Here is a 10913-nt window from a genome sequence, read left to right as displayed (position 1 = left end):
TAAATTATTCATCATCGAAGTACTGGCAGTTGTATTGGCAATACTCTTTTCAACAGTCTATATTTATGACTACAATAACAACAATTTCAAGCCCATAAATAATGTGAGCTTGAATAAGTTTAGTGAATGGTATACTGATAGTAGGCTTAAAGTAATGATTTCAGACGGAATCTTGATTATATCATCTATGAACAATGTTTATGGAAGCTGGCCTATAATTAACACTAATTCAATTAATGTACCACTTCCATCTTCTTACAAATACCGATGGGATGGATTATTCAGAAAGGATCACCTGAGATTTTAATGCTAAAAGACCTGATGATTTACTATTCTATATCTTCTGCAGAAATTTAGTAATGGGGTTATCTTGCTTAATTTATCAATTCGGACGGATCAGGAATTTTATGTTAAGAGATGAAAATTTCTACACTAATATTTCACTTTCTTCCTAAAATAGTAGGATGTTATGTACATAAATAGAATAAGAAGTCCTACTCCAATAATATTAAAAGGTAAAAGGATGAAACCATTATAGTTACCATAAATCAGGTTAGAATCCCTAAAAGAAGAAATGTAAATGAAACCGGAGCCATAGAAATAATCACTCCTGAATAATTCGCCATTTATTTCTGCATTCTGAACATAGCTTACGGTAACATAATCAGAATCACTATAAGACACTACTATGTTATATTTTGAACTAAAATTATTGACATTTAATGAAAAATACAAATAAATGGATATTAAAATAACAATATTTGATAAAGCGATACTTTCTACTAAAAAATTCTTTTTGTAAAAAGCAAAAAAATATATTATAAAAATAGCAAATGATAACTCAATTAAAGGCAGTTTTTCAATATAGGCATTATCTGTAAATCTGATATAACCAAGTTTAGCCAAAATACTGCCACTTAACAATAAAAAACCAGCTACTAATAAAACATAATAAAATGGTTTCAAATTAGCATTAAAAATTGTATATGTAGCAAAATAAGCTATAGGAAATATTGCTGGCAAAAGGTAATAATTTGCTTTACCGCTTGACAATGAAAAAAATATAAATATTGCAAAAAACCATAGCAACATATAAAGGTTAAAATCATCTTTGTAAAGTTTTAGTTTAATCAGCTTATAGATTGCAAAAATAGAAAGCAACGACCATGGAAAATCACATCCAAGCAGTCTAATAACATAGAAATAAACAGGACCTTTAATAGTATCATTTGGATACATTTTACCCAAAAAACGCAAAACCTGATTATTTATAAAGTAATAGTAAAAAAAAGACGGAATTTTAATACTTACAATAACGAACCAGATAGACAATATCAAAAAAACAAAAAAACCAAACATTAAATGAAGATCTTTAAGTTTTATTTTTTTTATTGCTATAAATGGAGTTAAAATCAAAAAAGCTAAAACTAACGATACAAACCCTTTCGTAAAAATTGCCAAAGCTAAAAATATGTAGAATAATCTGTAGTATTTATTATTAAGCTTATAGCCCATATAAAAGCTAAACATCGCTAAACTAAAAAATAAAGTTAGCAACATATCAAACATAAGCATACTTATCGACGTATCAAAACAAATCTGGCTTACAATTACTACTGCTAAAGTAGATGCAAAAAAACTATTCAAAAATTTCTTTACAAAAAAATAGGAAAAAATAACTAATAAGACTCCTGCCAAAATTACTGGCAATCTTACAGAAAATTCTGATATACCAAATAATTTTAATGATAAAGTACTTAACCAGTACAATAGCGGAGGTTGCTCTAAATATACAAGTCCATCAAGGTGCGGAACTAAAAAATTTGAGGTTTTAAGCATATTTAATGCTATATTTGCATATAAGCCTTCATTGTCATCAGAAAGTGCTCTAAAAGAAAACAACACAATTAGCACTATATAGATTAAAGTTAAAGCAAAATATCTTTTTTTATCACTAAAATTAGTTTTAAACATAAAAAAAACTTTAAAAAATTACAATTTTTTTTATAATATCACATTCTATCTGTCAAGAAAATTTTAAAAAAATTTCAAATTATTAATAATCTTACTTGCTAAAAAGGAGTTTTTTTAATATAATTTTTTGAATGAATTTTGGTGATATTTCTGAAATAAAACTCCAGATTGACTCAATAAACTTAAAAAATTTACAAGAACTGCTTAAAATAGGCGAGGTCGTTAATGCCAAAGTGCTTAATGTAGAAAATAGCCAGACTACTGTAAATATTAAAGGTAATAATATAAAAGCTTTCTCAAACCTAAACCTGGAAAAAGATAGCACTCTTAAATTGCTTGTAACTAAACTGGAGCCTTTTGTTGAGCTAAAAATTTTAAACATTGACTCAAAAGAAAACTTAAATTTAAAGACAATGGACAATTTAGTTAACAAAGTAATTTTAGATAATGTTGCAAAATCTACACTTGAAAATGTTGATGAAAAAACATTTGGCAATTACATCAAAACATCGTTTGAAACCATTTCAAATGCTTTATTAAACAATAATATACACATAAATGAAAATGTATTTATTGCAATAGCTTATTATATTGAAACTAAAAAATTCAACCTTTACGTAAAATCTAGAAAAAAACTTACAAAACAAAAAAAACTAAGGCAAACACTGACAATTTTCAGTGAAACACCCATCGGGTTAATAAAAATAGATATAACAAAAATGGAGTTTATGTGGGCAAACTTATGTGTTTATGATAAAAGCTCGTATGAATTGCTTTATTCTTGCAAAAAAGAGCTTGAAGATTATGTTAAAATACCTATAAAAATCATATTAAAACAAGACAAACCATCAATTGAAACACTTAAAACCATAAGTTATGTAGATATTATCATATAGTGCCGGATAACAACTTTTTGTAAATATTGTAGAGATTTTCAATGTAGACTTCTATGTCAAATTGCCTGGCAACACTTCTTGTATTGCCTGACAGTTTTTCGTAAAGAGTAGGATTTGATATAATATTTTTTATATTATTGTAAATACTTTCAACATCAGTATCGCAAATCAGTGTGCAATCTTTTGTAACTTCAATGCTTGGTACATTTTTTGAAACAATTGAAGGCAAACCTGTAGCAATTGCCTCTATGTGTGAATTTCCAAAACCTTCGTAAATTGATGGTAAAACAAACAAATCTGCTTTATACAGGTAAATTGATACATCTTTTTGGTAACCAGCAAAAAATACATTTATATTTAAAGATTTTGCGAGATTTTCTAAATTAGCTTTATCTTTTCCATCACCTACAATAGTTAGCGTGGTGTTACTATATTCTTTATGAATTCTGGCAAAAGCTCTAATTAAATTATCTAAGTTTTTTTGTGGCATAAGCCTTGCTGTCGTTACAATATTAAAGTGGTTTTTTGGGTATGTCCTTTTAATCCATTTGAAATTATTTAGATTTATGGCATTATATAAAACAATATGCTTTCTTTTAAATATATTGTGAAATTTTTCAACCATATCGTACACTGCTTTTGATACGGATATATAAAGATTGGTCCTGAAAGATAGCCATCTATTAATCAGTCTTCTATGAAGGTGTCCTTCTATTTTTGTGTTGTGGATATGTGTTATAATTGGTGTTTTAGAGCCAATCAAAGCCAATTTAGAAAAATAATCAGCACTAAAGTTCATTGTGTGAACTATATCCGGTTTTAATTGATTAAAAACTTTTTTTACCTTTTTTAAAGTAGATAATTTGTAAACTTTTAAATCTTTCGTGGAATTACATATATTTAAAACATCAATTTTTGCATCATAAAACTCACCAAGTTTTTCACCAATACCAGCAATATTTATAATTTTCAATTCCAAATCATTATAACTTTTTGAGTAAAGTGCTATATCATAAACCAGATTTTCTATACCACCATAAGGAATTGAGCCTAAAACAATAGCAACCTTCAACTTAATTTTTCCAAAAACTGCTTTATTCTATAAATGGATTCATCAATACCCATAATCTCTATCATGTCAAATAGGGCAGGTCCTGCACTTTTTCCACTTAGAGCTATCCTTATTCCTTGAGCTACATTAACTACTTTTTCATTGTATTTTGATGCCAGATCGTTTATTAGAGCTTGAAAATTATCATGCGTAAATTCAATGTTTTTGATTTTGTCAATAAAGTCAAGTAAAATCTGCTTTGTGTTTTGGTTGGTGTACTTTTTGATACCTTTTTCTTCATAAAAAATCGGTCTTGTGCAAAAAAACTCAATTGATTGTGCAAGCTCAACTAAAGTTTCAACACGAGGTTTCATAACTTCAATTGCTTTTTCTAAATACTTTTTTTCATGCGACTTACAGTTCTGACTAAGAAAATCATACGATAAATTCAGTAATTCTTCTGCTTGAGTGTTTCTTATATAGTAACCATTTAGCCATAAAAGCTTTTTTTGATCAAAAACAGCTGGTGATTTATTAAGCCCTTCTAAGTCAAATAACTCAAGTAGTTTTTGCATACTAAAGATTTCTTCATCACCAGATGACCATCCAAGACGAGCCAGATAATTAAGTAAACTTTGTGGCAAAAAACCCATTTGTTTATACTCTAGCACGCTTTGAGCGCCATGTCTTTTTGAAAGTCTTTTTTTATCTGGTCCTAAAATCATCGGTATGTGTGCAAATTGAGGAACTTTAGCACTTAAAACTTCATATATATACAATTGCTTGGCTGTATTTGTTATGTGGTCGTCTCCTCTTATAACATGAGTGATTTTCATATCTATATCATCTACTACATTTGTAAAATTATACATAAAACTGCCATCAGAACGCTGTAGTATAAAATCGTCAAATTCTTTGTAAGAAAACTTAAGCTCTCCATGCACACTATCAACAAAACTCACATCTTTTTGTGGCAAATTTATTCTTACAACATAAGGTTTATTTAAATCTTCTTTAATATTTTTGCAAAATCCATCATAGTGCGGGTTTTCACCTTTTTCCATCTGTGTTTTTTTTAGTTCTTCAAGTCTTTCTTTTGTACAATAACACTTGTAGGCTGTGCCATTTTTTAGCATACTGTCTATATATGATTGGTAAATATGGGTTCTCTGGCTTTGGTAGTATATTTCATCCCAATTTAGACCACACCACTTTAAAGCTTCGAGAATTGATTCAGTATATACCTGACTTGAGCGCTCAAGATCTGTATCTTCTATTCTCAAAACAAATGCACCATCGTGCTTTTTGGCGTATAAATAATTGTAAAGCGCTGTCCTTAAACCACCAATATGCAAATGTCCAGTAGGCGAGGGGGCAAATCTAAGCCTTACCATTTATCTTTGCTCCTTTGTCTGGTTTGAAGTTTGTTTTTCATTTGGGTAAATTGTTACATCAACGCGCTCATTTTTTGTGCCTTGCGCTACCGCGTATTTCCTATCAAGATAATAAACAATCATATTAGATTTTATGACATTTTTGCCACTTTTAACGTATGCATTGCCAATTAATGTAACTTTTTGGTCTTTAAGTTCATAAATTCCTTCGTCTGCTTTGGCCACTTTACCTGGTTGTGTTATAACTACATTGCCAATACATACAATCTTTGACACATCGCCAGTATTTTTGTCTTTATAAACATCCATCTTGTCTGCATAAAGCGTTGCATCTTTTCTTTTAGCCACAACATTGCCAATAAATGTATACAAACCAATATTTTCCTGGGCTATTAGCTTATCAGCCGTTATGTTTATTGGTACCTTTTCTTTTTTAGCGTTTTCAATAGAATTTTGTGCAAATGATAAACTTGTGAAAATAAAAAAACCAATAATAAAAATTAATATTTTTTTCATTTTAAATTTTCCATAATCTTTTTTCTTATTTGCTCAAGTGCTTTTTTTCTATGAGAAATCTTATTTTTAATATCGCTTCCAAGTTCTGCTAATGTTTGATTAAATCCAGAAGGTATAAAAATTGGATCGTAGCCAAAACCATTTTCGCCTTTTGGTTCGAATGCAATAGTACCTTCAAGTATACCTTCTGCACTAATTGTTTTTTTATTAACAATTGCTACCATACAGCAAACAAAGCGTGCTTTCCTGTTTGCATGATGTTTTAGCTCTTCAAGAAGTTTTTGATTGTTTTGATAATCATTTCCACCAGAGTAGCGTGCAGAGTATATGCCAGGCAAACCTAATAATGCCTGCACCTCAATACCAGAATCATCAGCTAGCACAATCTCACCTAAATGCTCAATACTTTTTGCTTTTATTAAAGCATTTTCACAAAATGTGTGTCCTGTTTCTTCTGGAGCTAAATAATCTTTTGACATTCCAACAACATTAAAATCGTTAAAAATTTCTTTTATTTCTTTTAATTTATGTTCATTTGATGTTGCAACGATTATTTTAGGTGCTAAAGGCATTTGCCCAGTCCTTCATAAATTTTTTTATACCAACATCTGTTAAAGGATGTCCAAACATCAACTCAAGAACTTCTGGTGGTATTGTTGCAATATCTGCTCCAATTTCAGCTGCTTCAACTACATGTTTTGGACTTCGCACGCTTGCAACTATGATTTCAGTTTTAAAATTGTAATTATCAAAAATAGTTTTTATTTGCTCAACTAACTCAATGCCTTCAAAAGAGATATCATCAAGTCTTCCGATAAAAGGACTTACATAGCTTGCACCTGATTTAGCAGCAATTAATGCTTGGGATGCACTAAAAATCAAAGTCATATTAACTTTAATGTTTTCTTTGCTTAAAATTTGTGTTGCTTTGATACCTTCTTTAGTAAATGGTATTTTGACAACTACATTTTTAGCTAACTTAGAAAACTCTCTTGCTTCTTTAATCATTTCAATAGAACTGGAACCTATGGCTTCCACACTAACCGGACCATTTACAATTTTTAAAATTTCTTTAATTGTTGGTAAAAATTCTTTACCTTCTTTTGCAATCAAAGATGGGTTTGTGGTAACACCGTCTACTAATCCTAAACTTGTAAAATAAACAATTTTGTCTAAATTTGCTGTGTCCAAAAAAAATTTCATTTTTTACCTCCCTACCTTATCTTCATACTGTTTTTTACACTTTTTAGAGCAAAAAAACAAATTTTTGTAACGAATTGCTTTCTTTTTTGAAAAGTATATGCCACAATTCTCACATTTCACCAGTTCATCCAGTTGGAGATCATTGGTGTTTTGCTTTATTTTTCTTTTTTTTCTTATAACATAGTAAATATAAATGACAAATAAAATAAGCAAAAATAATTTAAGCATTTCTTATTAGCACCTTTTTAATATTCTTATTATCTCGAGATTTAATTTCAAATACAAAATTATTATGAATAATCTTTTCACCTTTTTGAGGAATGTAGCCAAACTTGTAAAGCAAAAAACCACCTAGTGTTTCATACTCGGGCACTTTCTCAATATTTAAAGCCAAAACTTCATTGATCTTTTCAATTTCAATGTCCGCATCAACTAAAAATCCACCTTTTGTATTTATAATTTTGTGTTCTGCTACATCGTATTCATCTTCTATTTCTCCAAAAATTTCTTCCAGACAATCTTCAATGGTTATAATACCACTGCAGCTACCATACTCATCAACTATAACCACCATTCTCAAACCATCTCTTTTCATTTTTAAAAATATGTTTTCAACAAGCGTATGTTCGGGAAAATACACTGGTTCTTGTGCATATTTTTTAAGTGGTTCATCTGGCTTTGCATCAATTAAATCATATATATTTACAATACCGACAATATTATCAACCCTTTCTCTAAATATTGGTATTCTCGTATAATCATTATCTTTGTTAGCAAAAGCTAGATCACTTATTGTTTGATTTTCTTCAAGCATAAAAACTTTTTTTAAAGGAATCATTATTTCTTGTGCTTTTTTTTCTTTAAATGATACAATTTGATCAATCATATGGGCTTCTAAATCAGAAATATTTCGTTTAAAATATTTGCTTTTTACAATCATTTTAATTTCATCTCGTGTAGGTGTGCTTTGCTTTGATTTATCAGAAAAACTTTTTTGCAAAATATTTGATAGATAAAACATCAAAGTAATAATTGGATAAAAAATTAAATTAAAAATATATACCACAAGAATAGTTTTTCTTGTTAAAAAAATAGGGTAATTGCGGTATAGTATCTTTGGTAGAATCTGACCAAAGATAACCGCCACTGGCCATAAAAAAATTATAGCAACAAATGAGTTATTGAAAATTTTTTCACTAAGGTAAGCTCCGATATAAGAAGATACTACAAGACTGACATTAGTGCCCACGAGTGCAGCAGATAGTAATTTTTGTGGATTTTTTGTGTAATTTAATATTATTGAAGAAATTTTTGATTTTGAGTCTATATGTTCTGGGTTTAGGGATAAAATTCCGATTTCTGCTCCATCAAATATAGCTTCAAGCAAAGTAAGTACAATAATGCAAACTAAAAAAAAGGAAATCATTAACTAATTAAACCATTTACAATTATATTTACTGCTTCTTCTTCATCCAAACCTTTTGACATCAAAATATCAAGCTGGTCTTGCCTAATGCGTCCAACACTTGCTTCGTGCGTCAATTCAGATTTTTCATTTACTACTTTTAAAATAGGCACTGTTGATACAAGAACATTAGAGCCTTTTACAACCTCATTGCATTCAATGTGGCCTTTAGAATAAGCACCGTTGCCGTAAGCTTCATTTATTACATTTGCTTCAGTGGAATCCGTTGCAAATATGGATGATTTTGCAATACCTGATGAGTACTGTCCATTTAATCTTAAAATCTCCTGGATATCTATTTTATCATCTTTTTTGCCATAAATTTTGCTTTCTAAATCAGCTTTGGCATAATCATCCAAGTCGAAATCCATAACCACGTTAATCCTGCCAATGCGGGTTTTTGTAGCATAAAATTTGCTTTGAAAAAATGCATTTTTATCCAGCTTTGCATATGTTATAGTCTCTACAAATATTCCTCCATTTTCATCATGAAAATGTTCATCTTCGTAAGTAACAAATGAGTTTTTGCCAATATACATTTGTGAGATCATTTTATGATGCAGCTTTTCAATTTTTGTTAATATGCAATGCGACTTAAACTTAACTTTAACATTGGAGCCAATATTGTAGTTAAACTGCAACAACTGTTCGCCTTTTTTTTCCAAAAAACCTGTGCATAAATGAACAGGTATGGGAATTACTGTGTTATCTTGTATATCAACATCAATTATTACGACACCATCGCCACGTGTTTTAGATTTTACATCTATTCCTTTAAGCGTATTTAAGCCAACAACTTTATTTCCACTAACAATTATAGATGCTACACCTTTGTTTTTTAAAGAATTATCGTTTGTATTTTTCTCATATAACTCAACTAACTGATTGAATTCATCTTCATATGCTTTTACTATATCAATCATATTAGGTTCTCCTTTGGTGCATTGACATTATCACATAGATCACATGTACTTCTATAATAATCAATAATATCGCTACATACACCACTTTTTAAAACTTTACCATCACAAATTAGATAAGAATAATCACTGTGAGTTGCAATCTCTTCTCTGTGAGTTATAACTATAACACCTGTGCCATTATCTTTCAAATACTTCATAATATCAACTATCATATCAAGGCTCATTAAATCTATACCAGAATCTGGTTCGTCCATAATTAAAAACTTTGGTTTTAACAAAATGCAGCTAGCAATTTCAACCCGTTTTCTCTCGCCTCCAGATAGCTTTTTATCTACATAACGACTCAGATAAACATCTGGATTCAATCTTACTAGGTTTAATGCATCTTTTATAATATCGAGTTTTATTTTTCCGCCCAGACTCAAATAATCTTTTACAGTTAAACCTTCAAATCTGGCAGGTTCCTGCCACAGCAAACTTATACCTAATCTGGCTCGCTCAGTAATACTGAAATCTGTTATATCTTTATCATCTAAATAAATTTTGCCATCATTTGGCTTATAATCCGACAAACCCATTATAATATAAGCAAGTGTAGATTTTCCTACACCGTTGCTTCCTATAATAGATGTAATCTTATTATCTTCAAAATTTATAGTGACACCCTTTATTATTTCTTTCGAATTGCGAGAATATTTGATATTTTCTAATCTAAGCATAATACCTCCTGATTTTAATTGTATCCTAAACCAACTCCATGTCAAGTTTCTTTAATCTTTCAATCTCGTTTCTATACTCAATTGCCTTTTCAAATTCCATTTTTTGGGATGCTTCTTTCATCTGTCTGTAAAGCTTGCTGATAATTTTTGGTATATCTTTCTTTTTTACATTGTCAATTTGAGGATTTTCTAAATAATCTAAATCACACATCTCTAAAACTTTGCTATTTTTATTTTTTATTATTGTGGTTGGGGTTATATTATTTTTAATATTATAGTCTTCTTGAATCTTTCTTCTCCTTAGAGTTTCATTAATTGCTTCCTGCATAGATTTTGTAATATTGTTAGCATAAAAAATTACTTTGGATGTAGCGTTTCTGGCTGCTCTTCCTGCTGTTTGTATAAGACTTGTTTTGCTTCTTAAAAAACCTTCTTTATCAGCATCTAATATTGCCACTAAATTCACTTCCGGAATATCAAGGCCTTCTCTTAGCAAGTTAACACCTACCAAACAATCAAATTTATTGTTTCTTAAATCCCATATAATTTTGGCGCGCTCAATTGCATCGATTTCTGAATGCATATATTTTACCCTAAGACCTAAATTATTGTAATATTCGCTAACATCTTCTGCCATTTTTTTTGTAAGAGTAGTAACCAGCACTTTGTATCCTGCTTTTGTACTATTTTTAATTTCAGAAAATAAATCGTCTATGGCGTTATCCATTGGTTTTACAACAATTTCCGGATCCATAAGACCGGTTGGACGTAT

The 10913-nt window shown here is 29.7% G+C and carries 13 protein-coding genes; 2 read left to right on the top strand and 11 right to left on the bottom strand.

What is annotated here, in order from left to right:
• Positions 1–307: hypothetical protein (locus tag Q0C22_RS08405; protein WP_291493716.1), on the top strand; the 307-nt coding region annotated here is incomplete at its 5' end.
• Positions 308–432: 125 nt separating this feature from the next.
• Here the strand turns inward: Q0C22_RS08405 and Q0C22_RS08400 are convergent.
• Complete coding sequence (locus Q0C22_RS08400; RefSeq protein WP_291493714.1) at positions 433–1974, bottom strand: glycosyltransferase family 39 protein; 1542 nt, start codon at positions 1972–1974, stop codon at positions 433–435.
• A 131-nt stretch (positions 1975–2105) separates the two neighbouring features.
• Between Q0C22_RS08400 and Q0C22_RS08395 the strand changes: the two genes are divergently transcribed.
• Positions 2106–2870, top strand: coding sequence for a hypothetical protein (locus Q0C22_RS08395; protein ID WP_291493708.1), 765 nt, complete (start codon positions 2106–2108; stop codon positions 2868–2870).
• On the opposite strand, the gene Q0C22_RS08390 is transcribed toward Q0C22_RS08395, so the two are convergent.
• The 10 genes from Q0C22_RS08390 to Q0C22_RS08350 all read right to left on the bottom strand — a co-directional run.
• The gene (locus Q0C22_RS08390; RefSeq protein ID WP_291493705.1) at positions 2863–3942 is read right to left on the bottom strand and encodes a glycosyltransferase family 4 protein; all 1080 of its coding nucleotides are present in this window, start codon (positions 3940–3942) and stop codon (positions 2863–2865) included. The genes Q0C22_RS08395 and Q0C22_RS08390 overlap by 8 nt on opposite strands.
• Positions 3939–5315 carry a glutamate--tRNA ligase gene (gene gltX / locus Q0C22_RS08385; RefSeq protein ID WP_291493703.1) on the bottom strand — a complete coding sequence of 459 codons (1377 nt, stop codon included), beginning with the start codon at positions 5313–5315 and terminating at the stop codon, positions 3939–3941. Before gltX ends, Q0C22_RS08390 begins: the two co-directional genes overlap by 4 nt.
• On the bottom strand, positions 5316–5831 hold the full coding sequence (gene lptA, locus Q0C22_RS08380; RefSeq protein WP_291493701.1) for a lipopolysaccharide transport periplasmic protein LptA: 516 nt from the start codon (positions 5829–5831) through the stop codon (positions 5316–5318).
• Positions 5828–6403 carry an RdgB/HAM1 family non-canonical purine NTP pyrophosphatase gene (gene rdgB, locus Q0C22_RS08375; RefSeq protein WP_291493699.1) on the bottom strand — a complete coding sequence of 192 codons (576 nt, stop codon included), beginning with the start codon at positions 6401–6403 and terminating at the stop codon, positions 5828–5830. Before rdgB ends, lptA begins: the two co-directional genes overlap by 4 nt.
• Positions 6387–7034 (bottom strand): fructose-6-phosphate aldolase, encoded by a 648-nt coding sequence (gene fsa / locus Q0C22_RS08370; RefSeq protein WP_291493697.1) that lies wholly within the window; start codon positions 7032–7034, stop codon positions 6387–6389. Before fsa ends, rdgB begins: the two co-directional genes overlap by 17 nt.
• Positions 7035–7037: 3 nt before the next feature.
• Positions 7038–7262: a PP0621 family protein gene (locus Q0C22_RS10500; protein ID WP_367172135.1), complete on the bottom strand. Its 225-nt coding sequence runs from the start codon at positions 7260–7262 to the stop codon at positions 7038–7040.
• Complete coding sequence (locus Q0C22_RS08365) at positions 7255–8460, bottom strand: hemolysin family protein (RefSeq protein ID WP_291493695.1); 1206 nt, start codon at positions 8458–8460, stop codon at positions 7255–7257. The genes Q0C22_RS10500 and Q0C22_RS08365 overlap by 8 nt, the downstream gene beginning before the upstream one ends.
• Entirely contained in the window at positions 8460–9422 is a 963-nt protein-coding gene (locus Q0C22_RS08360) for a SufD family Fe-S cluster assembly protein (RefSeq protein WP_291493693.1), read from the bottom strand. The genes Q0C22_RS08365 and Q0C22_RS08360 overlap by 1 nt, the downstream gene beginning before the upstream one ends.
• Positions 9419–10141 carry an ABC transporter ATP-binding protein gene (locus Q0C22_RS08355; RefSeq protein WP_291493691.1) on the bottom strand — a complete coding sequence of 241 codons (723 nt, stop codon included), beginning with the start codon at positions 10139–10141 and terminating at the stop codon, positions 9419–9421. The genes Q0C22_RS08360 and Q0C22_RS08355 overlap by 4 nt, the downstream gene beginning before the upstream one ends.
• Before the next feature lie 25 nt (positions 10142–10166).
• Positions 10167–10913: helicase-related protein (locus Q0C22_RS08350; RefSeq protein WP_291493689.1), on the bottom strand; the 747-nt coding region annotated here is incomplete at its 5' end.

The sequence above is a fragment of the Desulfurella sp. genome (assembly GCF_023256235.1).
Classification (GTDB): Bacteria; Campylobacterota_A; Desulfurellia; order Desulfurellales; family Desulfurellaceae; genus Desulfurella.
Note: the sequence above shows the minus strand (reverse complement) of the source record. Positions and strands in the feature narration are given on the sequence as shown.